Consider the following 26638-nt stretch of genomic DNA (forward strand, 5'->3'; position numbering starts at 1 on the left):
CTGAGTTTTTCTCATCCCTTGTAGTGGGGGTCATCACGCCGGCGCTCAGCCGCGGCCGACGGACTCGCGATAGCTCGCCCAGGAGGACCCCGCGGTGTCGCGAGCGCTCACGATCGTGACCGGTGCGGGCCACTCGATCGCGAGATCGGGATCGTTCCACGCGACGGTGATGTCCTCGTCGGGCTCGTAGAAGGCGTCCATGCGGTAGCAGACATCCGTCACCGAGGTGATCGCCTGGTACCCGTGCAGGAAGCCTCGCGGAATGTACAGCTGGCGGTGCAGCTGGTCGTCGAGGACGAAGCTGCGTACGGCACCGAAGGTCGGCGAGTCCGCGCGCGCGTCCACCACGACGTCGAGCACGGCCCCGTGAGCGCAGCGGACCAGCTTCGCCTCGCCGCCACCGCCGCGACCGTGCATGCCGCGCACGACGCCCTGGTACGAGCGCGACTGGTTGTCCTGCACGAACGCGGTGCCGTCGATTCCGGCCTCGCGCAGCACGCTGACGTCCTGGGTGCGGGTGAAGTAGCCGCGCTCGTCACGGTGCGGGGTCGGCTCGAAAACGATGAGCCCAGGAACGTCGGTCTCGGTGAATTTCATGTGAGGGCTCCTCATGCAGTCTCAGTGCCGGGTCAGGCGCGGTCAGCCTAACCAGGTGTCGCGCGGTCCGGATCGACCCCTCTCGGGGGGCTTTTCGACCATACTTGAGCATGGTTCACTTATGGTCGAATCTGCGGCACCCGACCTGCACTACGCCGCACTCCGAACCGGAAGCGGGCGAATCGTGACCTTCAAACAACTGATCGGCATCCTGTGGAGCCGACGCTGGCTCATCATCATCATGGTGGTGGCGGCGTTCGCCGTCGCGGCGGCATACCTCAAGCTCACCGTGCCGAGTTACTCGTCGACAGAGATCGTGCGGGAGAGCTCGACGGTGACCACGGCGGCACAGAGCGGCCAGATCGGCAGCGTCGAGGTCGACTTCGACCCGAGCACGATCACCACCGAGAAGGTCCTCGGACCGGCGGCGACCTCCCTCGGCCTGCCGGCGGGCGCCCTGCTCGGCTCCGTCAAGTACGCGGTCACCAACGGCACCCAGACCAACACCATCGACATCTCCGGCACGGCTGCTTCGCCCGCCGCGGCGCAGGAGCGCACGGCTCGCGTCGTGAGCCAGTACAACAGCTACCTGCAGAAGCAGATCCAGAGTGCGGAAAGCGCGCTGGAGAGCAGCCAGGCCGCGGCGTCAGCGACCGCCGTCAAGTACCAGAAGCAGGTGTCGGGGGATGCCGGCAACTCGGTGGCGCAGACGAACCTGACCAGCGCGCTCACCAACCTCGGCGGCATCACGCAACAGCTCCAGGCAGTGCAGAACGCCGGAACGCCGCTCACCATCATGACGGCCGCGCAGCCCGGCGGTCAGGTCGGGCCGAGCAAGCTCACGATCCTGATGCTCGCGCTCGTCTGCGGTCTCATCGCGGGCGCCGGCATCGCGCTCATCCGCGACCAGTTCGACAACCGCCTGCGCGGCGACCACGAGCTGGAGGGTCTCACCGGCCTGCGCTCGCTCGGCGAGCTCGGCTACGACCGACAGGTCGCCCGGGCGAAGGATCTGCTTCCCGCCGCGGGCGTGCGGGGCACCGCACTGCTCGAGAGCGTCCGCGCGGTGCGCACCTCCGCGCAGATGCTGCTGCCGCGCGAGCATGCGGTCGTCGTCGTCACCAGCGCGCAGCCGAGCGACGGGAAGACCTTCGTCTCGGCGAACCTCGCCCTGTCGCTGGCGCGCGCGGGCAAGAACGTCATCCTCGTGGAAGGCGACCTGCGCCGTGCCACCCTGGGCCGCTTCTTCGAAGACGCAGCCACCGGGACCGGGCTGTCGGGCCTGCTCGAGAAGGCGCTGGACGAGGGCGCGGTGAACGAGCACGACATCACGAGCGTTCTCCAGGCCACGCCGTACCCCGAACTGCGTGTGCTGCCCGCGGGCGCACCGCCCGCCGCGGCCGGCGACCTTCTTGCCGCCCCCGAACTCGGCGACATCATCGGACACCTGCGCGCCATGGCCGACGTCGTCGTGATCGACTCGCCGCCCGCGCTCACCGTTGTCGACGCCACGCTGCTCGCCAAGCACGCCGACGGCGCACTGCTCGTCGCCGCCATCGGGCGCGTCGACCGCGACCGCGTGGCCGCCGCAGCCGACGTCCTGGGCCAGAACGGCGTCACGGTGCTCGGCACCGTCGCGAACCGGTCACGGCGCAACGTCCCCCGGCCCTACGCCGCGTACTACGCCAAATCCGTCAGCCACAGTCACAGCCACAGCGCGGCGTGACGGGGATCGATGATGTCGTTCGCACTCCTCTTCCTGTGCACCGGCAACCGATGCAGATCGCCGTTCGCCGCGGCGCTCATGGAGCAGCGGCTGGGCGACCACGACGTCATCGTCCGCTCGGCCGGTCTGCTGCCCGGCGGCGAAGCCACTCCGGCTGAAGGCATCCGTGTCGGCTCCGAATACCGCATCGACCTCACCCCGCACGTCAGCCGGCACTTCACCCGAGAGCTCGCCGACGACGCCGACCTCGTTCTCACGATGACGAACAGCGAGGCGCGTGAGGTCGTCACGTCGCACCCCGACTCCTGGCCGCGCGTCTTCACGGTCAAGTCCTTCGTGCGCTGGCTCGGCGGCCAAGACGTGCCGGCCGCGGGGGTGAGCCGCTCCTGGCTCGAACAGGCCGGCGCGCCCCGGACGCCGCACGAGCTGCTCGGCGCGCACGCCGATGACGAGGTCGAGGACCCGTTCGGGCGATCTGCGCGCACGTGGCGCCGAGTCGCGACCGAACTCTCGGATGCGGTCGACCGGGTGGTCGCCGCCATGCCGGTCCGCAGCGGACTCCCCGTCCGCTGACGGGCGGTCGGCGGCGTTGCGCCTACGCGGTCGCTTCGCGCTCCGCGCGCACCGGTCCGCGCGCGAAGATCCGCGCCCGCCGGGCAGCGGCACGACCCGCGTCGCCACGCAGCGCGATCGCACGGGCGCCGGCGCCGAGGACGTTGGCGAGCCGGTAGCTCTGCCACCCGGCTGCGCCGTAGTGCTTGCGCAGGTATCGCTCGGCGCTGCCGTAGAAGTGCGCCTCGCGTACGCGCGGATCGCCGCCCGTTCCGGCGCCCTCGTGGCTCGCACGCACTTCCGCGACCTCGATGCGCCAGCCTGAGCGGCGCGCCCGGAACTGCCAGTCCGTCTCCTCGGCGTAGAGGAAGAATCGCTCGTCCAAGCCGCCGAGCGCGTGCAGAGCCTCTGACCGCAGCAGCAGGATCGAGCCGATCGCGAAGTCGCGGCTTCGGCGCACAGCGCCCAGTCCGACCGCCTCGACCCAGGCGCCGAAGGGCGTCGGGAACGGCCACCAGACCCGCACGGGCACGGCGCTGCCCGGCTCCTCCTGCGTTGCGCCCACGGCGGCGATGTCGGGCGCCGACGCGAGTCGCGCCTCGAGGGTGCGGACACCGGCGTCGTCGATACGGGCATCCGGATTCAGCAGCAGCACGTCACGCCCGCGCAGGCCGCGCGCAGCCAGGTCGGAGAGCCCGAGATTCACGCCGCCCGCGAACCCGAGGTTCGCGCCGGCATCGACGTATCTGGCGTCGTACTCGACCGCGAGGGCCTTCGTCGCGGGCAACGACGAGTTGTCGACGATCGTCACCGACAACTCTGCGCCGAGCGCGTCGAGGCATTCGGCGAGGGGTGCGGCGTCGCCGTAAGCGACGATCAACACCTCGGGGCGTTCGCGAGCTGCGGACATGGGACGGACCTCCTCATAGAAGCGGCGCTGTTCGCGCGCGACGCTCTTCCAGGTGAACAGTGGCGCGCGCTCGAGTGCCGCGGCCCGCAGCTGCGCCCAGCGGCGCGGCTCGAGCGCCTCGTCGAGCGCGGTGGTCCACGCCGAGACGTCGCCCGGCTCGACCAGCACTCCGGCCCCGCCGACAACGTCGGGGATCGCGCCGGAGCGGCTGCCGACCACGGGCACGCCGCAGGCCATCGCCTCGACCGCGACACGGCAGAACTGCTCGCGCCAGCCCGGCCACGGCAGCGAGGGCACGGCCAGCACATCGAAGTCGCGATAGTGGCCGACGAGAGCATCGCCTGCGGCGAATCCCACGAACTCCACGCGGGCGCCGAGGGCCAGCTCATCTCGCAGCGCCTCGAGCTCGGCACGCTGGGGCCCGTCGCCCACGACCCGCAGCCGCAGCTCCGGCCGCGCCGCAATCGCGCGCAGCAGCACGTCGACGCCCTTATGCCGCTCGAGCCGGCCGACGTAGCCGACGGTCGGCCGCCCTGTTGGGGCGCGGCGCTCGGCCGGCGTGAAGCGCGACGTGTCGACACCGAGCGGAAGGTAGCGCGCGTCGCCGGCGAGGCCCTTCTCGCGCAGGATGTCTGCCGCCTCGGTGTTGCAGACGTAGGCGCCCGCGGCGCCCGACAGCGCGCCCCGCTCGAACCAGCGGAACGGAACCGGGTAGCGCTTCTTCAGATTCTGCGCCGAATAGAGAAGGTACGGCGCCCGTGAGCCGCGAAGGCGTCGCAGCAGAAGGATCTCGGCCGTGGCGAGCGCATTGGGCTCCTCGTGGATGTCGATCAGGTCGACGCCCGCGCTCAGCGCGCGCCAGATCGGCCGGGGGTCGTACAGGAAGACGCTCGGGTGCCGCCCGATCGTGCGTGCGCCCACGACGAAGTCGTCACCCTCCAGCTCGAGCTCGAGCTCGCGACCGCCTTCGTTCCACCGGCGCGAAGACACGAGCCCGACGTCGACCCCGAGGGCCCGCAGCTCGCGCTCGCGCTGGCGCCATGCCGAGACGACCGCGTGGTGGGCGACGCGCAGCACCCGCAGCTCGGTCATCGCCACGCCTCGCGGCGGGGTGCGCGAAGCATGCGCCGCACCGCCGTGCCGGAGGGGACTCTGAGGGCCGTGTCTGCGGCATCCACTCGCAGCCGCTCGCGCACGTACACGCCGACGCATGCGCCCGCGACGATCCACAGGAACGACGACTGGCCGGACACCCAGTAGAGGTCGAACTGCGCCTGCACGAAGCGCGTCGCGATCACCGCCATGCCGACGGTGCCGTACTCGACAGGAATGCGCTGCAGCGCCCGTGCGCCGGCGGCGAACATGATGAGGAAGGCGATGAGTCCGACGACGCCGACGCAGCTCAGCACCTCCAGTTCGGCGTTCGGCGGCTGGAACGCCGCACCGAATCGCGCGGTGTACCACCACCGCAGGCCGACTCCGAAGATCGGGGAGGTCTTCCAGATCTCGATCGTCTGGGCGTACCAGGTGAGGCGCTGGCTCGCCGAGTTGAACTGGTCAGCCGAGTTCAACTGCGTCGTCACCTGCTGATACACGAGATAGAGCACGGGAATCGCCACGAGGAACACGAGCCTCGCGCGACCGCCCCGGCGCGCGACCGGCCGCAGAGCCACGACGATCACACCGGCGACCGCGCCGATCATGCCCTGTCGCGACTGCGAGGCGAGGACGCCGAGCGCGCAGCACACGACCATCAGGTTCGAGAACCACGGACGCCAGTGCAGCCATGCGGGCCGCGCGAACGCGATGACGAGCGCTGCAGCAAGCGAGCCGCCGATGGCGTTCTTGTTGAGCGCGTTCAGCGAGACCGGGGTGAAGGCGCCGCTCGACGCGAAGCCGCGCAACGCTGCGATGCCCGCGATCACGCCGATCACCGCACACGCGAGGGTGTAGAGCCCGAACGCCGAGCCCGCCTTGCCCTCGCGGCCGATGACGAAGCCCACGACCATGCTGCCGAGGACGAGGACCACCTCGTGCGCCCATTCGACGTAGTTCGCCGAGTACCGGTTGAGCACGAGATCAGGGATCACGGCCACGAGGTAGCCCACCCCGGCCCAGAGCAGCGGCTGCAGCGCCATGGCGCCGCGGCGGCGCAGCAGGAACAGTGCGACGACCGTCGCCCCGGCGAGCGCGACATCGGAGAACGACAGCACGCCGCCCGCGCGCACGCTCAGGAGGGACAGCGGCATCGCGACCACCGGAAGCAGCGCGAGATCAATGGCGGCGATGCCCACACACAGGATGCCGATGGCCACCGCGATGGACCAGGTGCCGATGCGGGCGCTGAGCAGGCCCAGCGTCGCGGCCACGACGACGGCCGCCACGATGCCGGCGACGGCGGGAAAGCGCTCGGTCACGGCCATGCGTCCGTCACGGAGTGAGTCAGATAGGGCCATGAGCGCTCCGGACGTGGTGAGTGAGGGTCGGGTGCGGAGCGCGCCGTCGGGTCGGCGCGAGTGTTCCGCGGCGTCAGGATATCCAGTCATCTGAGTATTTCTCAGCCCCGCATAGTGGGGGACTCCCGGGGCTGGCCGGGCGCACCGCTGCCGACGTAGTCTCATGAGGAATCCTCGCGTAACTCCAAGGAGAACCGATGTCCGACCTCCCTCTGCCCATTTCCAGCTGGCGCGACCGCTGGAGCGGCTCCCCCGACGGCGTGGTCGTGCTCGACCTCGGACTGCAGCCCGCCGGCGACAACTTCCCGCGCCCGGAAGATCCCGAACCCGACGCGCGGTTCCCGCTTCGCATGGTGATCAGCACCACGAGCGGCCTGATCCAGCTCGAGGACGACCCGACCACGCCCGAGGAGGTCCGCGGCATCGAACCGCGCGCGGTCCTCGAGCAGGCCGAGGACGCCGTCACCCGCGCAGCCGCTGCCGGCTACCTGATCGCCGGCACCCGCGTCATCGATTTCCCGAGCCCCCACGGCGGGTCATGGAACGACCTCGTCACCGCCCACGGCCTCACGGTCGTCGAAGACGGCGAGGCCGAGCTCGTCGTCGACAACTTCGGCGTCATGCACGACGCCGACCAGCGCGCGGGTTTCGCGGAGCGCGTGCGCCACGTCGCCCCCGATGGCATCCTCCTCATGCACTTCCACGACATCGCCGCCGTCGTCAGGCACGGCATGTGGAATGCGCTCAAGAACGGGCACTTCGGTCTCTACTCGGCGCCGGCGCTCGTCAGCATCCTCGATGAGCTCGGCTTCGTCGCGCTCGAGGCGTGGCGATTCTCGCTCTACAACAACGGCAGCGTCGTCATGGCCTTCGCCCGCAAGGGCGGCCGGTGGGGCTCCGAGCAGGGCGCGTCGGTGACGGCGCTCGTCGAAGAGGAACTCACCGAGGGGATCACCGACCCCGCGTACGTCGCAACCCTCGGACAGGCGGTCGAGCGCACCGTGCGTGACATCCAGGGCTACCTCACGCAGGCGAAGGCCCAAGGCCTCCGCATCGCCGGCTACGCCGCCGCCTCACGCACCGCCGCGCTGCTCTGCGCCGCCGACATCACGACCGACAAGATGGTCGCGATCGCCGACGGCTCGCCCGCCAAGCACGGACTCACGATGCCGGTGAACCGCATCCCGATCGTCTCGCCCGACGAGCTCGTGGCACTTCGGCCCGACCGCGTGCTGCTGTTCGTGCCGGACCTCCTCGCCGAGATGCGCGAACGCCTGCCCGAGATCGAGGCGAACGGCGGCCGCTGGGTCCTCATCGAGCCGGAACCCGTCGAGGTCGAGCCGCTGGCGCAGCCCGAGGCTTCCCTCGCCTAGCGAGGGCGCGAGCCGTCCCTCGCCTGGCGAGGGCGCTCAGAGCTCGACGCCGAGCACCGTGCGCGCGAAATCCCGCCACCCGGGTGACGCGAGGTCACGTTCGCTCAGCTCGCCGTGCGGCTCGCGCCAGGGCACGGCGAGCTCGGCGTCGAGCGGATTCACCGCGACCTCGCCGGGTCCGTAGAAGACGTCGGTGCGATAGCAGAAGTCCGCCTCGTCGCTGAGCACCTGGTAGCCGTGCAGGCAGCCGCCCGGCGCATACACCTGGCGGTGGTCGACGTCGTCCAGCACGAAGGTCTCGACGCGGCCGAAAGCAGGAGAGTCCGGGCGTGCGTCGACGATCACGTCGAGCACGGTGCCGCGTGCGCAGCGCGCCAGTTTCGCCTCGCCGCCGTCCGTGACCCGGCCGTGCAGCCCGCGAATGCCGCCGAGGCGTGAACGCGACTGGTTCTCCTGCTTGAACGACGCGGGGTCGATGCCGGCGTCCGCGAGCACGGCGACGTCGAGCGTGCGCGTGAAGAACCCGCGATGGTCGCGGAAGGGGGTGGGCTCGAAGATGACGAGGCCCGGGATGCCGGAACGCGTGACCTTCATCGCCGGCTCGCCTCGAGCTGCTGCCCGACGAGGTACTGCTCGACCTGCCGACGCGTCACGGTGAGCGGCTCGACGCCATGGTCGATGGCCTGCTCCCACTCGGCTACGGCCGCGATCGCCTCCTGCACGCGCCATCGCGGGCGCCAGCCGAGTTCGGCCCGCGCCCTGGCGGAATCGACCATGAGCAGGCCCGCCTCGTGGGGCCCCGCCTCGGCATCGAGGGTCCAATCGGATGCCTCGCCCCAGTGGGCGCCGAGCTCCGCGGCGAACTCCGCGACCGTCAGGCCGTCCTCTGCCGCCGGTCCGAAATTCCAGGCGGTGTCGTGCAGCTCGGGTCGGTCGAGGAGCGCCTCCGCGAGAGCGAGGTAGCCGCTGAGCGGCTCGAGGGCGTGCTGCCAGGGGCGCCGGGCGCCGGGACGGCGGATGACGGGCGCGCGGCCGGCGCGGAATGCGCCGACCAGTTCGGGGACGAGCGCGTCCGGGGTCGCGTCGCCGCCGCCGATGACGTTGCCGGCCCTCGCCGTCGCGATCGCGAAATCGGCGCGCGGGTAGGACACGGCGAAGGAGTGCGCGGCGAGTTCGGCCGCCGCCTTGCTCGCGCTGTAGGGGTCGTCGCCGCCGAGCGGGTCGATCTCGCGGTAGCCCCAGTGCCACTCGTCGTTGCGGTACACCTTGTCGGTGGTGACGGCCACGACCGCGCGCACGCTGTCGACGGCACGTGCCGCCTCGAGCACGGAGAGAGTGCCGTCGACGTTGACGGAGAACGTCTCGCGCGGGGTCAGATAGGACTCGCGCACGAGCGACTGCGCGGCGAGATGCAGAACGATCTCGGGCTGCGCGCGGGCGATGGCCGCCGTGAGGCGCTCGACGTCGCGGATGTCGCCGCGAGCATCCGTCTCGATGATTCGCGACAGCCCCGCGCGGTTGAAGAGGAAGCCGTCGGGTGTGTCGAGGGCGTAGCCGTGCACGGTCGCCCCGAGCCGCTCGAGCAGGACGCACAGCCATGCGCCCTTGAAGCCGGTGTGACCGGTGATGAAGATCGAGCGCCCGGCCCACTGCGCAGAGTTCATGTGTTTACGGTAGCCACAAAAGTGACGAGTGCTCATCCCCCGCAGTGGGGGGCGGCGGCGGCGGGTAAAAGTGAGCTATCTTCGGCAAGTCGATACGGCAGCCCGACCATTGCCGTTCAGACCCATTGTCTTGCCGACAAGGAGACGAAGTGACTACTCAGTATGAATCCCCGGCCGTGACCGCCTTCACGCGATCGGCGGCCGCGCAGGCGCGGCTCCACGAGCTGGTTCCGGGCGGCGCGCACACCAACGCGCGCGGCTCCGACCAGTACCCCGAGTTCCAGACCCCGATCATCGAACGCGGCGAGGGCGCCCGAGTCCTCGACGTCGACGGCAACTGGTTCGTCGAGTACGGCGCCGGGCTCAAGTCGGTCACCCTCGGCTACGGCTACCAGCCCGTCGTCGACTCGGTGATGGAGGCGGTGCGCGGCGGCGTCAACTTCTCGCGCCCGTCGATCTGGGAGCTGCGCGCCGCCGAACAGTTCCTCGAAATGGTGCCGACCGCCGACATGGTGAAGTTCGCGAAGAACGGCTCCGACGTGACGACCGCCGCGATCAAGCTCGCTCGCGCCGCAACCGGGCGCGACCTCGTCGCGATCTGCCGCACCCAGCCCTTCTTCTCGGTCGACGACTGGTTCATGGGCGCGGGGCAGATGCCCGCCGGCGTCCCGAGCGCCGTCCGGGAGCTGACGGTCAGTTTCGCCTACAACGACCTCGACTCGCTCGAGGCGGTGCTCGCGGAGCACCCGGGGCGCATCGCCGCCGTGATCCTCGAGGCCGCGACGGGCACCGTCGAGCCCGCCCCCGGCTTCCTCGAGGGCGTGCGCGCACTCGCGGACAGCGACGGCTTCGTGCTCGTCTTCGACGAGATGATCTCCGGCATGCGGTGGTCGTCCGCGGGTGCCCAGTCCGTATACGGCGTCACCCCCGACCTGTCCACGTGGGGCAAGGCGCTCGGCAACGGCTACAGCGTCTCGGCCCTCGCCGGACGCAGGGAGCTCATGGAGCTCGGCGGCCTCAACACCGACGCCTCGCGCGTCTTCCTGCTCTCCAACACGCACGGCGGCGAGACCACCGGCCTCGCCGCCTACCTCGCGGTCGCGCAGGCGTACCGGGAGCGCGACATCGTCGGCATCATGGAGGCGCAGGGCGCGAAGCTGCGGGACGGCCTCGTCAGCGTCCTCGCTGAGGCGGGCGTCGGCGCGCACATCCCGATCATGGGCCGCGCCTCGGCTCTCGTGTTCGGAACGAAGGACCACACGGGGGCGCCCTCGCAGGCGTTCCGCACGCTGCTCATTCAGGAACTGCTGAAGCGCGGAGTGCTGGCACAGTCCCTCGTCATCTCCGCGGCGCACAGCGACGACGACATCGACGTCACCATCGAGGCGTTCCGCGGTGCCGCGCGCGTCTACGCCGACGCCCTCGCCGCCGGCACCACCGACGGGCTGCTGATCGGCCGCCCCGTCGCCCCCGCCATCCGCGAGTTCGCCGCCCCGCGGCGTCTCGGTGCGTGAGCCCGTCAGGGCACGCACTCACACCAACTCAACGCACGCACTCGCATATAAGAGGAGCGAAGATCATGAAGGTCGTTCTGTTCTGCGGTGGACTCGGCATGCGCATCCGCGCCGACAACCAGTCCGCCCCCAAGCCGATGACCACCATCGGCGACCGCCCGATCCTGTGGCACATCATGCGCTACTACGCGCACTTCGGGCACACCGAGTTCATCCTGGCCCTCGGCCACGGCGCCCAGGCCGTCAAGGACTACTTCCTGCACTACCAGGAGACCGCCTCGAACGACTTCGTCCTCTCGGGCGGCGGCAAGGACGTCGAGCTGCTCAGCACCGACATCTCCGACTGGAAGATCACCTTCGTCGACACGGGCCTCAACACGCCGATCGGCGAGCGCCTGCGCCGCGTGCGCCCGTACCTCGACGGCGACGAGATGTTCCTCGCGAATTACGGCGACGGCGTCTCGAACGCGCCGATCAACGAGTTCATCGAGACGCTTCCCGCCGACCACGTCGGCAGCCTGCTCGCCGTGCCCCCGCAGGACTCGTTCCACGTCATCAATTTCGACGACTTCGGCGGCATGAGCGGAATCGGCGCCGTCGCGAACATGGACATGTGGATCAACGGCGGATTCTTCGTGCTCCGCCAGGGGATCTTCGACTACCTCGATGAGAACGAGGACCTCGTCACGGATGCCTGCGTGCGCGCAGCGGCCGACGGCCGCTTCACGGCGAACCGCTACTACGGCTTCTGGGCCTGCATGGACACCCTCAAGGAGCGCGTCTATCTCGACGAGCTGCACGCAAAGGGCAACGCTCCGTGGGAGGTCTGGCACGCAGCGCCGCCCATCGAGGCGGTGCTGCAGCATTGAGCGCGCTCCGCGTCGGCGCCTGGGGAGTCTTCGGCCGTGGCAACTTCGGCAACGAAGCCATGCTGCAGGCCTTCCTCGGCCGTCTCGACCCGGAGCGGTACGCCCCCGTCATCATCTGTGAGCGGCCGGATGCCGCGGCCGCCCTGCACGGCGTGCCGGCCCGCGTGCTCGGCACGCCCGTCACGACGACGGCGAGGGGCCGGCTGCGCCGCCTCGGCGCGGTCGTCGGCAATCGCCTCGGACTGCTGCGCAACGCGTTCCGCGTCGTCGGCGAACTCGACGCTGTGGTCCTGGTGGGCAGCGGCGGTCTCGAACGGTATGGGGCCGGATCGTTCGGCACGCCGTTCGACATGTGGTCGCTCGCGCTGGCGGGGCGGATGCTGCGGCGCCCCGTCCTGCTGCTCGATGTCGGCATCGAAGTGCTGCCGCGGCGCCTGGCACGGGCCTTCGCGCGCGGCGTCGCTCGCGGCAGCCGCTACCGCGCCTACCGGGACGAGAGCTCGCGCGCGAGCGCCGCAGCGATGGGTATGCACGGCGCCGCGAAGGATGCGGTCGTGACCGACCTCGCACTCGGCCTGCCGATGCCGCGCGCTGCGGCTCGGAACGCCGACCTGGTCGTCGTCGGCGTCATGAACTACAGCGGCCGGGACGACAGGGGCGGTGCCGCCGAACGCTACCGCGCGACGCTCGCCGAGCTGGTGCGGGCCCTGCGGTCGCTCGGCATGCGGGTTCGGCTCGTGGGCGGCGACGAAGTCGACCTGCACACAGCTGCGGAGCTCGCGGAGCAGCTGCGCGACTCCGGCGTCGCCGTGGTCGACGCCCGCAGCCCCGAGGCTCTCGTCAGCACCATGCACGACGCATCCGCTGTCATCGCCAGCCGCTACCACACGCTCATCATGGCTCTGCTCGCCGGTACGCCGACCCTGTCCATCGGCTACGGCGAGAAGCACCGCGCGATGCTGCAGCAGCTCGGGCTGCCGCCGCTCCACTTCGACATCGAAGAGTTCGAGCCCGATCGCGTCGCTGCGGAGGCAGTGAGCCTGGCCGCCCGGCAGGGTGAGCTGACGCCGCTGATCGAGGACGCTGTCGAGAGCGCGAGGAGCCGTCTCGATCGGCAGTGGTCGGACGTCGAGCGCGTCATGCGGCGACGAGCGGCGGCACGGGCATGAGTCCCTTCGTGCTGCCCCATGGCCCCATCAGCGTGCTCGCGATCGGCGCCCATCCCGACGACATCGAGATCGGCTGCGGCGGCACACTGCTCACGCTCGGCGCGCGCGACGGCACGAGCATCCACACCCTGATCCTCAGCGGCACCCCTGAGCGGCGCATCGAGGCGCAGGAGGCGGCACGCGCGTTCGGCACGGCCGAGCCGCCGGTGATCCACGACTTCCCCGACACGCGGCTTCCGGCGCACTGGGACACGGTCAAGGACGCGCTGCACGCGTTCCAGAAGGAGCACCCGGCGCCCGACGTCATCTTCGTGCCGCGGCCGGACGACGCCCACCAGGACCACCGGCTGCTCGGCACGGTCGTGCCCACCGTGTGGCGCGGGCCGACGGTGCTGCACTACGAGATCCCGAAGTGGGACGGCGACGTCGGCCGGCCCAATGTGTACCTCCCGCTCGACCCCGAGATCGCCGCGCGCAAGGTCGCGCTGCTCAACCAGAGCTTTCCCTCCCAGCACGCGCACCACTGGTGGGACGACGAGTTCTTCCTCGGACTCATGCGACTGCGCGGAGTCGAAGCGATCACGAAGTACGCGGAGGCATTCACCACCGCCAAGCTCACCATCGAGTTCGGAGCATCATGACCACACGTCTGACCTTCGGCATTCCCGTCTACAACGGCGAGCGCTACCTCCCGGAGGCGCTGCGCTCGGTTCAGGACCAGGAGCTCGCCGACATTCGCATCGTCATCTCGGACAACGGCTCGATCGACGGGACGCAGGCGATCTGCCGCGCCGCCGCCGCGGACGACCCGCGTATCGAGTACCACCGCTACGACGAGAACCGCGGCGGCATCTGGAACTACCGGCACGTGATGGAGCTGTCGCAGACCGAGCTGTTCAGCTGGATGGCCGCCGACGACGTGAAGCTGCCCGGCTTCGCGGGCGCGTGCATCGCCGCGTTGGACGCCGCCGGCCCGGAAGCCGCATTCGCGTGCCCGCGGACACGGCTGATCAACGCCGACGGCATCATCTACGAAGACCTCAACGACCTGCACATGGGGCTCGACGCCCCGACGCCCCACGAGCGGGTGCGGAACATGTTGCGCGCGCAGGCTTCGCACCCGATGTACGGCGTGATCCGAGCGGATTCCCTTGCCCGCACGCGCGGCGTTCTGTCAGTGCTCGGTGACGACATGGTGCTGCTCGTCGAGCTCCTGTGCGCCGGAAAGATGGTGCTCGCGCCGGGCCAGCTGCTGCTGCAGCGTCGGCACGATGAGCAGGTCTCGGTGCAGGGGTCAGGGTCGTCCACCTGGTTCGCGACCGGCAAGCGCGGCAACCGGTCGTTCGCAGAGACGCGGACCGACATCGAGCTGTACCGCGGGGTCGCCCACGCCGGCATCCCCTACGCGGAGAAGGTGCGGACCTGGAACGCGCTCGGACCGTCGTGGGTCTTTCCCCGATGGCGCGCGGTCGTGCGCGACGTGCTGAACGCCGTGGGCATCGAGCCGAACGGCGGCCGCCTGCGTGCGCAGCAGCAGGCGCAGACGCGCGCCGCCGCGACCGCGAACCAGGGCCAGTGATAACCGCGCCGTGACCGCAAGCACACAATGCGGCAAGTGCGTACCCCTCGGATTGGTGAGTGTTATTCACTTTCAGGCGTTGTTAGCGTGAATCGTCCCGACCGACAAGCAAACGCAAAGGATTTGGCGATGAGCACTCCACGCCGCCGCGCCGTGTTGAACACGCTGGCGAACCTCCCCGTCTTCACCTCGGCACAGCGGGCACGCCTGCTGCGCCGGGCCGGCGTCGCCTCCGGCGCCGGAACCCAGTTCGAGCAGGGCTTCCGCGTCGCGGGCCCAAGCACGCTGCACATCGGCCGCGACTGCTACTTCGGCTTCAACTCCTTCATCGACTGCGAGGCCGAGGTCACCATCGGCAATGGCAGCGGCCTGGCGGAGGGCGCCCGTATCATCTCCAGCGACCACGATATCTTGCCGCCGGACGCCGTGCGGATGACCGGACCCACCAAGCCGAACGCGGTGACGATCGGCAACCAGGTCTGGATCGGCGCGGGCGCGACCGTCCTCTCCGGCCTGCACGTCGCCGATCGCTGCATCATCGGCGCCGGCGCCGTGCTCACCCGCGACACCGCCCCCGGCGGCGTGTACGCCGGCGTGCCCGCGCGCCGCATCAGCGACGTTCCCAACACGTTCGCGAACACCAGCGAGCCCACCCCCTGAACCCAGCCGTGCGGCAACCCGAAACCTGTCGCGATCGCTAACCCGAAGGACCACTCGATGAGCACCCCCCGCCGACGCGCCATCCTCGCGTCCCTGGCGAATCTGCCCGTGTTCACGAACGTGCAGGGCACCAAGCTGGTGCGCCGTGGGCCCGCACGGCGGACTAGAGAGGTCTGATCACCATGACCGCCACCGATCTCCTCACCGGCCGCGGCACCCGACTCGAGGTGCGCGCGCACGACGGTAAGCCGCTTCAGCTGCTCGTGCGCCCGTCAGCCGTCCGCCTGCCTGACAACGCTCCGCGCCGCGAACGGCCGCGGCCCGTCGAGTTGCGCGATGCCGACTACGACAAGAAGTTCGACTTCGACACGATGTTCTACGACGTGTTCCGCTCCGGCGACGACGTCATCGCCATCGGACCGCCGCTGCTCAATCTGCGCGATCCCGCTGCGCAGTGGCGCTACGACGCCGACGGCGCCACGGTGCCGCTCCCCCGCTTCATCACCATGCACGGCAACCAGCGCGCGGTCTTCCGCCGCTTCGCCGGGCGCGAGCTGGGAATCACGGCCCCCGGGTCCGTGCCCGTGGTGGCCGAGGTCGGAGCAGACCTCGCACCGTATTTCAGTGGGACACGCGCCGTCACGACCGTGCAGCTCGACAACAAGCTGGAATGGATCAGCGACTGGGTGCGCTGGCACCATCGGTCGCAGGGCACGGACGCCGTCGTCGTCTACGACAACGGTTCGACGCACTATTCGCTCGACGAGCTGCTCGACGCGATCTCCCTGCCCGGCGTCCGCGTCGCTGCCGTGATCGACTGGCCGTTCCGCTACGGCCCCCAGGGCAGTGACGTCCTGCCGTGGGACTCGGCCTTCGCACAGGCCGGCGCCATCGAGCACGCCCGCAGGCGGGTGCTGCGCCTGGCGGCCGGAATGCTCTCGATCGACATCGACGAGATGGTGCACCCCATCAACGGCCGCGACGTCTATCAGCTGGCCGCAGAGTCCGCGTTCGGCATGGCCCGGTTCCACGGCACCTGGGCCTACGCCAACCCGGCCGCCCCGCCCGCGGCGCCTGTGCACACCGACTGCCGTTGGGTGCACCCCCTCGACGAGCCGACCGAGCGCAAATGGTGTGCCGTTCCGCGGCGCATTCCCGAGCGCGCGCAACTCATCGTCCACAGCGGGCGAGGCGTTCCGGCACCGCCCAGTTGGTCGTCCGGGTTCTGGCACATGCGACCGATCAGCACGAGCTGGAAGGTCGACCGGGCCGGCTTCGACCGCCCCCGCGACACCTACGCGCTCGAGCCGAGCCTCGACGAACAGCTGCGCACCTACCTCGGCAGCGATCTCGGCGCTGCGCCCGGGCGGCGACCAAGCCCGTGGCCGGTCGTGCTCCTCCGCCGCGCCGTCGACCTCGCCGGCTACGCCTGGTTCCACTCCCGCGACTACGTTCACCGCTTTCGCGCCACCCACCGATAACCCGACCCCGGCCCGCCCCGTCCCGAAACGAGGAGCTTCCCCATGTTCGACACCGACTACGCCGTGCGCGTGCAAGGCATCGGTAAGACCTACCGACTCGGCACGACGCAGACTCGCGCGTCGACGCTCGCCGAGACAATGCTGAGCCGTCTGCGCAGCTCGACTCGCCAGCGCGACTACTCGACCTTCGACGCGCTCGACGACATCAGCTTCGAGATCCCGCGCGGTTCCGCGCTGGGCATCGTCGGCCGCAACGGCGCCGGCAAATCAACACTGCTCAAGATCCTGACCCGCGTGACGGCACCGACCCGCGGCCGCATCGACTTCCGCGGCCGCATGGGCAGTCTGCTCGAGGTCGGCACGGGATTCCACCCCGAGCTGACCGGGCGCGAGAACATCTTCCTGAACGGCGCGCTGCTCGGCATGAACCGGGCGGAGATCTTGCGACAGTTCGACGCCATCGTCGACTTCTCAGGTATGGAGCGCTTCCTCGAGACGCCTGTGAAGCGCTACTCGTCGGGCATGTACGTGCGGCTCGCGTTCTCGGTCGCCGCGCACCTCGAGACCGAGATCCTCGCGATCGACGAGGTGCTGGCGGTCGGCGACGCCGAGTTCCAGCGCAAGTCGCTCGAGAAGATGCGGGAGGCGGCGAACCAGGGTCGCACGGTGCTCTACGTCAGCCACATGCTGCAGACCGTCAAGACGCTGTGCGACTCGGCGATCCTGCTGGAGCGCGGGCATCTCGTGCACTCGGGCACGGTCGACTCGACGCTCACCGCCTACAGCGAGAGCTTCGACCGCTACGCCGCCGACCAGCTCGACCCGAGCAGGCGCCAGGGGTCGGGGGGCATCCGCTTCGATCGGGTGTGGATGGACACCGATCACTTCGCGTCAGGGGATGCATTTGATGTGAGCTTCCAGTTGCCGGCCGCGGCCGAGCCGCTGCCGGTGCAGGACTACTGGGTCTCCGGGCACATCGTCGACGACGGCGGCACCGTCATCGCCCAGTGCGACTCGCGCCTCAATGACGTGACGTTCGACAGCGCGGACCCCCACCGCGGGAGGCTCACCATCAAGAACCTCTGGCTCAAGCCCGGAAAGTACAGCGTGGACATGTTCGCGTGCCAGCGCTCCGACATCCTCGACTCGTGGGATGCCGCGATCCGCTTCGAGGTCATCCCCGAATGGCGCTACCGCGCGAACGCGACCGTCGAGGCGGCCTCCTTCGGCGTCGTGCTCGCCGACTTCGAATACGAGATGGAGTAGATCCCCGTGCTGCAGACTTCGATCGAGCCGCCGCGGCGGCTCAACCTGCCTCGCATGGGCGAACTGTGGTTCGCCCGCGACGTCACCATGCGACTCGCACAGCGCGACATCATCGTGCGCTACCGCCAGACGGTCCTCGGCATCGCGTGGGTGATCCTGCAGCCGGTCATGGCCGCAGGTGTGTTCTCGCTCGTCTTCGGCACCGTCGCGAAGCTCTCCAGCGACGGCCTGCCGTACTTCGTGTTCTCGCTCGGCGGCACCATCGTCTGGAACCTCTTCAACAACGTGATGTCCCGGGCCTCGAGCTCACTGCTCAACAACCAGTCGCTGGTCTCGAAGGTGTTCTTCCCACGCATTCTCGTCCCCATCTCCACGGCGGCGAGCACGCTGCTCGACTTCGTCGTCGGGTTCTGCGTGGGTGTGGTGCTGCTGTTCGTCTACCACATCAACCCCGGCTGGCCGGTGCTGCTCGTGCCCCTCTGGGTGCTCTTCATCCTCATGCTCGCGATGGGAATCGGCATGGTCCTCGCGGCGATGACGGTGAAGTATCGCGACGTCGGTTACGTCATGCCGTGGCTGACCCAGATCCTGCTCTACGCGAGCCCCGTCGCATACGCGGTCTCCTCCGTGCCCGCTCGCCTGCGTTGGGCCTTCGAGGCGAACCCCATCACCTGGTTCCTCACGGCCTTCCGGTGGTCGTTCCTCGGCACCGCACCGCCGCAGCTGTGGCAGGTCGGCGGTCTCGCCGTGCTCTCGTGCGCAGTGCTGTTCGTCGGACTCCTCTATTTCCAGAGCCACGAGCGCGAGTTCGCGGACGTCATCTGACCGGCGCGCGCCGGGGACGAAGGAGCTGAGCACCATGCACGAGGCATCCGGCCACACAGCACCGGATCGCGCAGCACCGGATCGCGCAGCGTCCGATCACGACGCAGCCGAGCGCGTGCCCGCAGTCAGCGTGGTGGTGTGCACGCGCAACGGCGCGGCGCGGCTGCGCGAGCACCTCGGCTCCGTCGCGGCCGCGGTCGCGGCATCCGCTCGCCCGGCTGAGCTGATCGTGGTCGACAACGGCTCGCACGATGACACGGCCGCCGCCGCCACCGACGCCGCCACTGCGGTGCGTGTCGTTCTCGCGCCGATCGCCGGCCTCGCCCGGGCGCGCAACGTCGGCATCGCCGCCGCTCGCGGCACGGCCGTGCTGTTCACTGACGATGACGTCGATGTGCCGCTCGACTGGGTGGACCGCATGGCGGCTCCGTTGCTGAGCGGTGGGGCGGATGTCGTCGCCGGCGGCATCCGTGTCGACGACGCGCTGCGGCTGCCGTGGGTGTCGCCGTGGGTGCTCGAGCTGTTCGCCGACCACCCGGCCCCGTCCGCCAGCAACGCGTTTGTGGTGGGGGCGAACTTCGGCGCGCTCCGCTCGGTGTTCCTGGAGCTGCCGTTCAACGAGGACCTCGGCGCCGCACCGTATCAGCGCGAAGAGGACGCCTTCTTCTGGATTCAGGCACGCGAGGCAGGCCTGCGCATCGTCGGAGTGCAGGGCACACCGGTGCGGCACTGCTTCGACGCGGATCGTCTGGAGACTCCGGCGCTGATCGCACTCGCGCACACCATGGGGCGGTGCGAGGCGTATGTGCTGCACCACTGGCTTCATGGGCCGGCCCCACTTCTGCCGCTCAAGCAGGCCGTGTTCAGCGTCGACGTCGCGCTGCGGCGCATGGCACGCGGAGCGCACCCGAGCGACGACGAGCTGCGGCACGTCGCCCGGCTGTCGTTCGTTCGCGAGCTGCGCTCGCTCAAGGGACGCCCGCGCCGCTTCCCGTCGCCGGCCGAGCGCGCCGCGACCCGCTGAGGCGGCGCTCGCCACGCGAGCTCAGGCGCGCGCAGCGCACCTCGGCGAGCCCGGGGCGCCGGGCACGAGGCGGCGGAAGGCGGATCAGGACCGCCGCGTCGCCGACGCAACGACGGCACGCAGCCGGTCGGCCCGGCGCGGCAGCAGTTCGGCTCCCACCGTGAGCAGTCGGCGGTAAGCCCCCCAGTCGCGGGCACGCCGCGCCGACGCGAGGCCGCTGCGCAGCATGAAGCGATAGTCGAGCCGGTACACATCGATCGACGGATGCTGCGGCGTCGGCCGTTCGCTCTGCCGCCACACGTCCCGAATCGCCTCGAGCGTGTGCACGGCGTTCAGCACGGGGCGCGCCGACGTGTTGTTGCCCGGGTGGGTGCGCATGAACACGAGCCGTCGAGGCACGACATGCCACTCGGCGTATCGCGCGACGTTGAGGAACATCGTCCAGTCCTCCGCGCACACGCGGCCCTCGGGAAAGCGGCCGGCGGCGAGCAGCAGTTCGCGCCGCACGGCCGTGCTGCTGAGGTTGCCGCGCAGACCGTGCAGAAGCAGCTCGTAGCTGCGGCCCGTGATGTGCAGGTAGCTCATGTCGGTCACGGGGACCGCGTCGACGGATGCGGTGAGCAGCTCACCGACGGAAGCCCCGACGATATCGATGCCGTCGCCGGGAACGTTCGCGAAGCGCCAGTACTCCGCGTTCACCGCGTGGGCATCGGGGTGCGCCTCGACGTAGCGTTCCAGCTCGGCGAGGAAGTCGGGGTGGTACAGATCGTCGTCGTCGAGGAAGCAGACCCAGTCGCCCGTGGCCAGCTCGATGCCGGCGTTGCGGGCGCGCGCCACCCCGCCCTGAGGCAATTCACGGAAGACCACCGGAACGGCGGCCGTCCGAGCCACCTCCGCGGCGTCCGAGTCCGGGCCGTCCGAGATGACGACGACTTCGTCTGGCCGCCGTCGCTGTCCTGCGATGCTGCGCAGGCACTCGGCCAGCAGTTCCGGGCGGCGGTGCGTCGGAATGACGACGGTGAATCGCGCCCGCACCGGCTGCGCCGTGTGGCCGCCGCCGCTCATCATGCTCGCGTGATCGAGGGTGTCGGCACTCTGGGCGCCGTGCGCGCCTGCGGCACCCTGCCGGTGAGCACGAGGGAGAGGCCGGTCGCGATCCCACCGGTCGTGCTCGCGGCGTTGATGAGGCCGCGACCCACACCGCTGATGACGGATTCCTCGCCTCGGAGGCGCCCCCGACGCAGCGCACGCGCGGCGTACCCGACATCTCCGCCGACCTTGCCGACGGCGACACGGAGGTAGCGATGAAAGCGAGGATCGCGAGGTCCGAGGACCCGGGCGAGCAGCACGATGTGGTTGCGCTGCCCGTAGTAGGTGTAGCGCGCGTCGAAGCGGCGCCCCTTGGCGTAGGTGCCGCCGACGTGACGCACGAGCGCCGCCGGCGTGTAGACGATGCGGTAGCCGGCGAGCCTGAGGCGCAGAGCGATCTCGCTCTCCTCACGCAGGCAGGTACCCGGGTAGTGGTCTTCGATCCCGCCGACCGCGCGCACCGCGGCGACGCGCAGCGACATGTTCGCGCCGAGCAGATGGTCGACGCGCACGTCGGCACCGGGATCGGCGGCGAAGTTACCGGTCAGGGTTCCGTCCGGCAGGAACTGCCCGATCGCGTCGAGTCCGACGCTCTCTTCGCCGGGCTGGCCGTTGTCGGCCCGTCCCCCGACGCCGGCGACGCTCGGGTCGTCATAGCGCCGCAGCAGTTCCTCGAGCCAGTTCGGTCTCGCGAAGGCGTCGTCATCGATGAACACGATGATGTCGACATCACCCGCCGCCTCGAGCCCCATGCGCCGCGAGGTCGCGGTGTGCCCGCGGCCGAGGGGGTTGCGCAGGTAGGTGATGCCGCCGTGTCGTTGCGCGACCTCGGCCGAGCGGTCGTCCGGCGAGGAATCCACGATCACGATCGCGTCGGGTGCGACCGTCTGCTGGTCGAGGTGATCGAGGCAGGTCTGGAGGTGATCCGGCCGGTTGTACGTCGCGATCAGGACCGCGGCGGTGAGCTGTGAGTCGGGCACGGCCTCAACGTATCCGCGAAAGCAAATTCCGAGGAATCCCCACTTTTGGGGAAGCGAGGGCGTTCGCAGCCCCGGCCTCGGTGCCGGCTCCCGCGGCGGAACGCATCAGAGCCGCTCCAGCACGCGCCTGAGCTCGGACCACGCCCAGTCCCAGTCCCGCTCGACCGCCCGCCGCCTCGCCTCGGCCGCAAGGCGCGTGCGCAGCTCCGTGTCGTCGGCGAGGCGGCCGAGCGCACGCGCCAGATCGGCCGCGTCACCGCTGCGGAACAGCAGGCCCGCCGACCCGAGGATTTCCGGAATCCCGCCGATCTCGGCCGCGACGATCGCGAGGCCAGACGCCATTCCCTCTCCGACCGCGAGCGGGCACGGGTCGCGCCAGCGCGACGGCACGACGAGCACATCGGCGGTCTGCAGCAGCCCGGGGAGCGCGAAGCGGGGCTCGAAGGGCACGAAGTCGACGGTCCCCGGAACGCCGGCGGCGAGAGTGCGCAGCCGCTCCTCGTACGGCGACAGCGTCGCGTTCGGGTCGAAGCCGAAGCTGCCGACCATGACGAGCTCGAGGTCGGTGCGGCCTGCGATGGCGGCCGCCTCGAGCAGCAGGTCGGGTCCCTTGTCGGCGATCATCCGGCCGATGAACATGACCCTCACCGCCGCGCGTTCGGGCCGCGGCGGCGCGGGTGCGAACTGCGCGGTGTCGACGCCGTTGACGACCACGTGGAGCCGTTTCTGGAGCTCGGGGGTGAGGTGCTCGCTGAGCTGTTCGGCGAGCGAGTCGCTGACGGCCACGATGCCGGTGACGTCGCGCAGCGTCCGTGCCGCTTCGGCTCGCGTCATCGACCGCAGGATGTCGTTGTGGGCGTACAGGACGACGCGGTGCTGCGTGCCCTGCAGCAGGCGAGGCAGCACGGGCGCATTGTGCGCGAGCACGATCGAGGGGGCTTCATCGCGCAATGCGGCCGCCTGACGCCCGAAGTACCGTTCGGCGGCCCGGCGCCGTGCGCCGACCCTGGCGAGGCCGGCGTCGACGGCCCGCTGGCGCGCGGTCGGCGGCTGCTCGTGCGCGAACTCGATGGGAGTCGCCGACTCGTAACGCGGTTCGTAGGTGCCCGACTCGATCGCGACGAACTGCGCGTAGCGCTCGGGCGCCGCGTCGCGGCCCGCCGCGCCCGCGAGGCCATGCACGACCGTCGGAATCGCGGAGCCGGTGCGCGGCGAATAGTGATCGCCGGGGGTGATGGCGTGGATGACGCGTCTCATCATGCTTCCTTGAGGGTGGCCCGGGCGGCCGTGGGCGTCGCGGGTGCGGTGACGATCTGGCGGTAGAGCTCCTCGTAGCGGTCCGTGACGTGACCCCACGTGAACGCGGTGACGCGTCGCGCACCTGCGTCGGCCAGCCGGCGGGCGCGGTCGGGGTCCGCGACGAGTCCGGCGAGCACGGCGGCAAGCGCGTCGATGTCGAGCGGGTCGACGAGGACGCCGTCTTCACCGTCGCGCACGAATTCCGGCGGCCCGCCGTGGGTGGTCGCGACGAGGGTGGATGCGGCGCGCCAGATCTCGAGCGCGGCGATGCCGAACGGCTCGGTCCTGCTCGGCACGACGCCGATGAGCGCATCGCGGCGGACCGCGCCGACCGTCGGCCGGTCGAGCCAGCCGGGCAGCCGCACGCGATCCGCGATGCCGAGGGCGGCGGCACGCGCGGCGAGCGGGGCGAGCTCCGGCCCTGCGCCGCCGATCACGAGGCTGATGTCCGCCGGAAGCTGCGCGCGGGCGAACGCCTCGAGCAGCAGGTCGAAGCCCTTGAGCCGCTGCACGCGGCCGATCGCCGCGATGTACCGGCCGCCGATGCCCTCGGGCAGCACGCCCAGCTCTTCGTCGAGTTCGATGCCGTTGACGATGACCGTGCCGGAGCCGTCGGCGAGGCCGAAGCGGGCGATGAGGTCATCGAGTGCCGTGCGCGAGCATGCCGTGACGGCGGATGCCTCGGCCAGCCCCCTTCGCAGGCTGTGCGCCGCGAAGCGGGAGCTCACGAAGACGTTCTCGTCGTCGGCGAGCGTCTCGCCATGACCGGTCAGGATCCACGGCACGCCGGCTGCGCGAGCGAGCCGGCGCACGTAGCTGCCGTTGGGACCGAAGCAGTGCACGTGGATCAGGTCCGGGCGGTGCGCGCGCAGCGCCTGCCGCCACAGCGCGGCGGCACGGGGGGCGCGGGCGGCGAAGCCGGCGAGGCCCTTCGGCGAGCGGCCCGGCAACGGCGCGGGCAGATCCCACACCGGGATGCCCTCGACCTCGCGCACGCCGTGGCCGCCCTCGCGCTCGACGGTCCAGACGACGACGTCGTGACCCCGTCGCTGCAGCGCGTGCGCAACGTTGCGCACGTGCTCCTCGACGCCGCCGATATACGGCGCGAAGGAGCTGGTCGCGAGCGCGATACGCATAGGGCCTCCTCGGGTCGCCGGAAGTCTACATAAAGCCGAGACATCCTCGCGTCGCCCGAATGGGCGGTTATTCTCGCCTGTGTGACCCGCAGACGCGTCGTAGTCATCACCCACACCGCCGAGATCGGCGGCGCAGAGGCCGCGCTGCTGAAGCTGCTCGCGGAGCTCGACCGCGAGCGCTTCGAGCCGTATGCGGTGGTCTTCGCGCACGGGCCGCTGGTCTCGCGGCTGCGAGCACTCGGAATCCCGACCCGCGTTCTGCCCCTTGGTCGCGCGGGAGCCGTGACGCGAACCGAGACCTCGTCGTTGCCTGCACTCGCCGGCGCCGCCGCCGGGACCGCCGCCTTCGTTCCCCGCCTCGTTCGGGCGCTCCGCTCGTCGGGTGCCGAGCTCGCGATCGCCAACAGCCTGAAGGCGGCGACCGTGCTCGCCGCCGCCGCTCCGCTCGCCGGCCTGCCGTGGGTGTGGCAACTTCATGATCGCCTCGCGTCCGATTACCTCCCCGCCCGCACCGCGTGGGCGATGCGCGGGCTGGCTCGGGTCGGCCCACGATGCGTCGTCGTCAACTCGGAGGCCGTCCGCACCACGCTCGGGCGGATTCGCCCCGAACGATCCGTCGTCGCGTATCCCGGCCTCGATGACGCCGGCTTCGCTCACCCGAGGGCGGAGACCTTCGAGCGCCCCGAGCGGCCCCTGATCGGCATTCTCGGCCGGATCAGCGCGACGAAGGGCCAGCGCGAGTTCGTGGAGGCAGCACGTCGACTCGCGGCGGACCACCCTGGCGCGCGGTTCCGGATCGTCGGGGCGGCGCTGTTCCAGGACGGCGACTACGAGCATGCGCTGCGTGCGGAGGTCGCCCGCGCGGGCCTCGACGAGTTGATCGAGTTCGCCGGGTGGAGCGACGACCCCGCGGCGGCGATCCGTGCGCTGGATCTCCTCGTGCACGCGTCCCCCGTGCCCGAGCCGTTCGGCCAGGTGGTCGTCGAGGCCATGGCTGCGGGCGTGCCCGTCGTCGCCACGGACGCGGGCGGGGTGCCCGAGATCCTCGACCCCGACGGTTCCGCGGTCGCGGTCGCTGACGGGGTGCGGCGCAGCGAACTCGGGATTCTGGCGCGGCCGGGGGACGCCGGGGCGCTCGCGCGGGCGATCCGCCTCGCACTCGACGATCCGGGCGCCGCGCGCGAGGCCGCTGCGCGCGCAAGGCTGAGCGCGCTCGCCCGCTTCACCGCGGCGGGAACCGCGCGCACCGCCGAGGGCGCATGGGCACGCGCCCTCCCCGAGATTGGGGGCATCGCGCACTAGACGCCCGGGCAATACTGAGAACTACTCACCACAGTTTTCGGGAGGCGCCCGAGTGAAGATCGCGATGATCTCCTACTACCTGCCGAGCGGCAGCAAGATCGGCGTGGGGTATCAGGCGCACGAGATCGCCTCTGCCCTCGCCGCGCGTGGCCATGACGTCCACATGTTCAGCGCGTGCCCGCCGGTCGATGGTGCCGTCTACGAGCATCACCTCGTCGACCCGGGCCCCCGGCTGCGCACCTTCGCGTTCGCCTTCCGGCTCCGCGCGCTGGACTTCTCCGGCTATGACGTCGTGCACGCGCATGGCGACGACTACCTGCTCTGGGGTCGTCGCATGCCGCGGCACGTACGAACCATCCATGGCTCCTGCTTCGAGGAGGCGTTGCGCATCCGAGGCGGATATGAACGGCTGCGGATGCTTCTCCTCGGGTTCAGCGAGGTTCTCGCGAGCCTCGTCGCCGACGCCTCCGTCGCCGTCTCGCCGCAGACGCGGCGGTGGACGCCGTGGGTGCGCCGCGTGATCCCCAATGGTGTCGACGCCGGGCGATTCCGGCCCGAGCCCGGCGAGCGCGCGCAGCGGCCGACGATCCTGTTCGTCGGCACGTGGGGCAACCGCAAGCGCGGCGGCGAGCTCGCGGCCGCTTTCCAGCGCAGCGTGCTTCCGGTGATTCCGGACGCGGAGCTGGAGATGGTCTGCCGCGACGCGCCGGACGAGCCCGGACTGGGCATCCGTATTCTCGGCCGGCTCGATGACCAGCAACTGGCCGCCGCGTACCGCCGAGCATGGGTGTTCTGCCTTCCGTCGGCGTATGAGGGCTTCGGCATCCCGTACGCCGAGGCGCTGTCATCGGGAACACCCGTGATCGCCACGCCGAACGTGGGCGCCCGTTACGTCACCGACGACGGGCGGGCGGGCGTGCTGGCTCCGCTCGACGACCTCGGCGCCGAGCTCGTCGAGCTCCTGCGGGATGCCGATCGCCGCGACGATCTGACGGGCGTCGGCCTCGAGCGTGCACGCAGCTTCGACCTCGACACCGTGGTCGAGCAGTACGAGCGGCTCTACTCGGCGGGGCCCGATCGCGCCTTCGCGGCGACCCGCTGAACGGGCGAGAAGCAGATGTCGGGATTCACACCCAATCCATATACGGCCCCCGCAGAATCTGAGCA

Annotated in this window: 24 protein-coding genes; 15 read left to right on the top strand and 9 right to left on the bottom strand. The window is 70.5% G+C overall.

The window, feature by feature from the left end:
• Positions 1-45: 45 nt before the first annotated feature.
• Positions 46-597 carry a dTDP-4-dehydrorhamnose 3,5-epimerase gene (rfbC, locus tag ACFOYW_RS09870; protein ID WP_390228758.1) on the bottom strand — a complete coding sequence of 184 codons (552 nt, stop codon included), beginning with the start codon at positions 595-597 and terminating at the stop codon, positions 46-48.
• A gap of 121 nt (positions 598-718) precedes the next feature.
• Here rfbC and ACFOYW_RS09875 point away from each other — a divergent pair, with 121 nt between their 5' ends.
• Both ACFOYW_RS09875 and ACFOYW_RS09880 read left to right on the top strand, forming a co-directional pair.
• The gene (locus ACFOYW_RS09875; RefSeq protein WP_390228759.1) at positions 719-2323 is read left to right on the top strand and encodes a polysaccharide biosynthesis tyrosine autokinase; all 1605 of its coding nucleotides are present in this window, start codon (positions 719-721) and stop codon (positions 2321-2323) included.
• Between the two features lie 12 nt (positions 2324-2335).
• On the top strand, positions 2336-2896 hold the full coding sequence (locus tag ACFOYW_RS09880) for an arsenate reductase/protein-tyrosine-phosphatase family protein (protein ID WP_390228760.1): 561 nt from the start codon (positions 2336-2338) through the stop codon (positions 2894-2896).
• A 22-nt stretch (positions 2897-2918) separates the two neighbouring features.
• Here the strand turns inward: ACFOYW_RS09880 and ACFOYW_RS09885 are convergent, their stop codons facing one another.
• Positions 2919-4877: a glycosyltransferase gene (locus ACFOYW_RS09885; protein ID WP_390228761.1), complete on the bottom strand. Its 1959-nt coding sequence runs from the start codon at positions 4875-4877 to the stop codon at positions 2919-2921.
• The gene (locus tag ACFOYW_RS09890) at positions 4874-6241 is read right to left on the bottom strand and encodes an O-antigen ligase family protein (RefSeq protein WP_390228762.1); all 1368 of its coding nucleotides are present in this window, start codon (positions 6239-6241) and stop codon (positions 4874-4876) included. Before ACFOYW_RS09890 ends, ACFOYW_RS09885 begins: the two co-directional genes overlap by 4 nt.
• Positions 6242-6438: 197 nt before the next feature.
• On the opposite strand from ACFOYW_RS09890, the gene ACFOYW_RS09895 reads away from it, so the two are divergent.
• A complete protein-coding gene (locus tag ACFOYW_RS09895) occupies positions 6439-7614 on the top strand; it encodes a methyltransferase C-terminal domain-containing protein (RefSeq protein ID WP_390228763.1) in 1176 nt (391 codons plus the stop codon).
• Positions 7615-7650: 36 nt separating this feature from the next.
• Here ACFOYW_RS09895 and ACFOYW_RS09900 read toward each other — a convergent pair whose 3' ends face one another.
• Together ACFOYW_RS09900 and rfbG are read right to left on the bottom strand one after the other, a co-directional pair.
• Entirely contained in the window at positions 7651-8208 is a 558-nt protein-coding gene (locus tag ACFOYW_RS09900) for a dTDP-4-dehydrorhamnose 3,5-epimerase family protein (RefSeq protein ID WP_390228764.1), read from the bottom strand.
• Positions 8205-9278, bottom strand: coding sequence for a CDP-glucose 4,6-dehydratase (gene rfbG / locus ACFOYW_RS09905; protein WP_390228765.1), 1074 nt, complete (start codon positions 9276-9278; stop codon positions 8205-8207). The genes ACFOYW_RS09900 and rfbG overlap by 4 nt, the downstream gene beginning before the upstream one ends.
• A gap of 149 nt (positions 9279-9427) precedes the next feature.
• Between rfbG and ACFOYW_RS09910 the strand changes: the two genes are divergently transcribed.
• From ACFOYW_RS09910 to ACFOYW_RS09955, 10 genes are all read left to right on the top strand, one after another.
• A complete protein-coding gene (locus ACFOYW_RS09910; RefSeq protein WP_390228766.1) occupies positions 9428-10792 on the top strand; it encodes a glutamate-1-semialdehyde 2,1-aminomutase in 1365 nt (454 codons plus the stop codon).
• Between the two features lie 65 nt (positions 10793-10857).
• Positions 10858-11661 carry a glucose-1-phosphate cytidylyltransferase gene (locus ACFOYW_RS09915; protein ID WP_390228767.1) on the top strand — a complete coding sequence of 268 codons (804 nt, stop codon included), beginning with the start codon at positions 10858-10860 and terminating at the stop codon, positions 11659-11661.
• Positions 11658-12830 (top strand): polysaccharide pyruvyl transferase family protein, encoded by a 1173-nt coding sequence (locus ACFOYW_RS09920; protein WP_390228768.1) that lies wholly within the window; start codon positions 11658-11660, stop codon positions 12828-12830. The genes ACFOYW_RS09915 and ACFOYW_RS09920 overlap by 4 nt, the downstream gene beginning before the upstream one ends.
• On the top strand, positions 12827-13471 hold the full coding sequence (locus ACFOYW_RS09925; protein WP_390228769.1) for a PIG-L deacetylase family protein: 645 nt from the start codon (positions 12827-12829) through the stop codon (positions 13469-13471). Before ACFOYW_RS09920 ends, ACFOYW_RS09925 begins: the two co-directional genes overlap by 4 nt.
• Positions 13468-14409, top strand: a complete 942-nt coding sequence (locus tag ACFOYW_RS09930; protein WP_390228770.1) for a glycosyltransferase family 2 protein — start codon at positions 13468-13470, stop codon at positions 14407-14409. Before ACFOYW_RS09925 ends, ACFOYW_RS09930 begins: the two co-directional genes overlap by 4 nt.
• 129 nt (positions 14410-14538) lie before the next feature.
• On the top strand, positions 14539-15069 hold the full coding sequence (locus ACFOYW_RS09935) for an acyltransferase (protein ID WP_390228771.1): 531 nt from the start codon (positions 14539-14541) through the stop codon (positions 15067-15069).
• Positions 15070-15251: 182 nt separating this feature from the next.
• On the top strand, positions 15252-16550 hold the full coding sequence (locus ACFOYW_RS09940) for a hypothetical protein (protein WP_390228772.1): 1299 nt from the start codon (positions 15252-15254) through the stop codon (positions 16548-16550).
• Between the two features lie 42 nt (positions 16551-16592).
• Positions 16593-17816 (top strand): ABC transporter ATP-binding protein, encoded by a 1224-nt coding sequence (locus tag ACFOYW_RS09945; protein ID WP_390228773.1) that lies wholly within the window; start codon positions 16593-16595, stop codon positions 17814-17816.
• Between the two features lie 6 nt (positions 17817-17822).
• Positions 17823-18641, top strand: a complete 819-nt coding sequence (locus ACFOYW_RS09950; protein ID WP_390228774.1) for an ABC transporter permease — start codon at positions 17823-17825, stop codon at positions 18639-18641.
• Between the two features lie 34 nt (positions 18642-18675).
• Positions 18676-19665 (top strand): glycosyltransferase family 2 protein, encoded by a 990-nt coding sequence (locus ACFOYW_RS09955; protein WP_390228775.1) that lies wholly within the window; start codon positions 18676-18678, stop codon positions 19663-19665.
• 84 nt (positions 19666-19749) lie between these two features.
• Here the strand turns inward: ACFOYW_RS09955 and ACFOYW_RS09960 are convergent, their stop codons facing one another.
• The 4 genes from ACFOYW_RS09960 to ACFOYW_RS09975 all read right to left on the bottom strand — a co-directional run bounded on the left by ACFOYW_RS09960 (position 19750) and on the right by ACFOYW_RS09975 (position 24169).
• Complete coding sequence (locus ACFOYW_RS09960) at positions 19750-20733, bottom strand: glycosyltransferase family 2 protein (protein WP_390228776.1); 984 nt, start codon at positions 20731-20733, stop codon at positions 19750-19752.
• Positions 20730-21734: a glycosyltransferase family 2 protein gene (locus ACFOYW_RS09965; RefSeq protein ID WP_390228777.1), complete on the bottom strand. Its 1005-nt coding sequence runs from the start codon at positions 21732-21734 to the stop codon at positions 20730-20732. Before ACFOYW_RS09965 ends, ACFOYW_RS09960 begins: the two co-directional genes overlap by 4 nt.
• 105 nt (positions 21735-21839) lie before the next feature.
• Positions 21840-22991 carry a glycosyltransferase family 4 protein gene (locus ACFOYW_RS09970; protein ID WP_390228778.1) on the bottom strand — a complete coding sequence of 384 codons (1152 nt, stop codon included), beginning with the start codon at positions 22989-22991 and terminating at the stop codon, positions 21840-21842.
• Positions 22991-24169, bottom strand: a complete 1179-nt coding sequence (locus ACFOYW_RS09975) for a glycosyltransferase family 4 protein (protein WP_390228779.1) — start codon at positions 24167-24169, stop codon at positions 22991-22993. The genes ACFOYW_RS09970 and ACFOYW_RS09975 overlap by 1 nt, the downstream gene beginning before the upstream one ends.
• Before the next feature lie 81 nt (positions 24170-24250).
• Between ACFOYW_RS09975 and ACFOYW_RS09980 the strand changes: the two genes are divergently transcribed.
• On the top strand, positions 24251-25471 hold the full coding sequence (locus ACFOYW_RS09980) for a glycosyltransferase family 4 protein (protein ID WP_390228780.1): 1221 nt from the start codon (positions 24251-24253) through the stop codon (positions 25469-25471).
• Between the two features lie 52 nt (positions 25472-25523).
• Positions 25524-26573, top strand: a complete 1050-nt coding sequence (locus tag ACFOYW_RS09985; RefSeq protein ID WP_390228781.1) for a glycosyltransferase family 4 protein — start codon at positions 25524-25526, stop codon at positions 26571-26573.
• Positions 26574-26638: the final 65 nt, after the last annotated feature.

Origin of the sequence: Gryllotalpicola reticulitermitis (assembly GCF_042651345.1) — a bacterium.
Taxonomy (GTDB): domain Bacteria; phylum Actinomycetota; class Actinomycetes; order Actinomycetales; family Microbacteriaceae; genus Gryllotalpicola; species Gryllotalpicola reticulitermitis.

Excerpts from the sequence above, each read along its gene's own strand:
- rfbC (WP_390228758.1), bottom strand. The coding sequence starts at position 597 with ATGAAATTCACCGAGACCGACGTTCCTGGGCTCATCGTTTTCGAGCCG.
- ACFOYW_RS09875 (WP_390228759.1), top strand. The coding sequence starts at position 719 with ATGGTCGAATCTGCGGCACCCGACCTGCACTACGCCGCACTCCGAACC.
- ACFOYW_RS09880 (WP_390228760.1), top strand. The coding sequence starts at position 2,336 with ATGTCGTTCGCACTCCTCTTCCTGTGCACCGGCAACCGATGCAGATCG.
- ACFOYW_RS09885 (WP_390228761.1), bottom strand. The coding sequence starts at position 4,877 with ATGACCGAGCTGCGGGTGCTGCGCGTCGCCCACCACGCGGTCGTCTCG.
- ACFOYW_RS09890 (WP_390228762.1), bottom strand. The coding sequence starts at position 6,241 with ATGGCCCTATCTGACTCACTCCGTGACGGACGCATGGCCGTGACCGAG.
- ACFOYW_RS09895 (WP_390228763.1), top strand. The coding sequence starts at position 6,439 with ATGTCCGACCTCCCTCTGCCCATTTCCAGCTGGCGCGACCGCTGGAGC.
- ACFOYW_RS09900 (WP_390228764.1), bottom strand. The coding sequence starts at position 8,208 with ATGAAGGTCACGCGTTCCGGCATCCCGGGCCTCGTCATCTTCGAGCCC.
- rfbG (WP_390228765.1), bottom strand. The coding sequence starts at position 9,278 with ATGAACTCTGCGCAGTGGGCCGGGCGCTCGATCTTCATCACCGGTCAC.
- ACFOYW_RS09915 (WP_390228767.1), top strand. The coding sequence starts at position 10,858 with ATGAAGGTCGTTCTGTTCTGCGGTGGACTCGGCATGCGCATCCGCGCC.
- ACFOYW_RS09925 (WP_390228769.1), top strand. The coding sequence starts at position 12,827 with ATGAGTCCCTTCGTGCTGCCCCATGGCCCCATCAGCGTGCTCGCGATC.
- ACFOYW_RS09930 (WP_390228770.1), top strand. The coding sequence starts at position 13,468 with ATGACCACACGTCTGACCTTCGGCATTCCCGTCTACAACGGCGAGCGC.
- ACFOYW_RS09935 (WP_390228771.1), top strand. The coding sequence starts at position 14,539 with ATGAGCACTCCACGCCGCCGCGCCGTGTTGAACACGCTGGCGAACCTC.
- ACFOYW_RS09940 (WP_390228772.1), top strand. The coding sequence starts at position 15,252 with ATGACCGCCACCGATCTCCTCACCGGCCGCGGCACCCGACTCGAGGTG.
- ACFOYW_RS09945 (WP_390228773.1), top strand. The coding sequence starts at position 16,593 with ATGTTCGACACCGACTACGCCGTGCGCGTGCAAGGCATCGGTAAGACC.
- ACFOYW_RS09955 (WP_390228775.1), top strand. The coding sequence starts at position 18,676 with ATGCACGAGGCATCCGGCCACACAGCACCGGATCGCGCAGCACCGGAT.
- ACFOYW_RS09960 (WP_390228776.1), bottom strand. The coding sequence starts at position 20,733 with ATGATGAGCGGCGGCGGCCACACGGCGCAGCCGGTGCGGGCGCGATTC.
- ACFOYW_RS09970 (WP_390228778.1), bottom strand. The coding sequence starts at position 22,991 with ATGAGACGCGTCATCCACGCCATCACCCCCGGCGATCACTATTCGCCG.
- ACFOYW_RS09975 (WP_390228779.1), bottom strand. The coding sequence starts at position 24,169 with ATGCGTATCGCGCTCGCGACCAGCTCCTTCGCGCCGTATATCGGCGGC.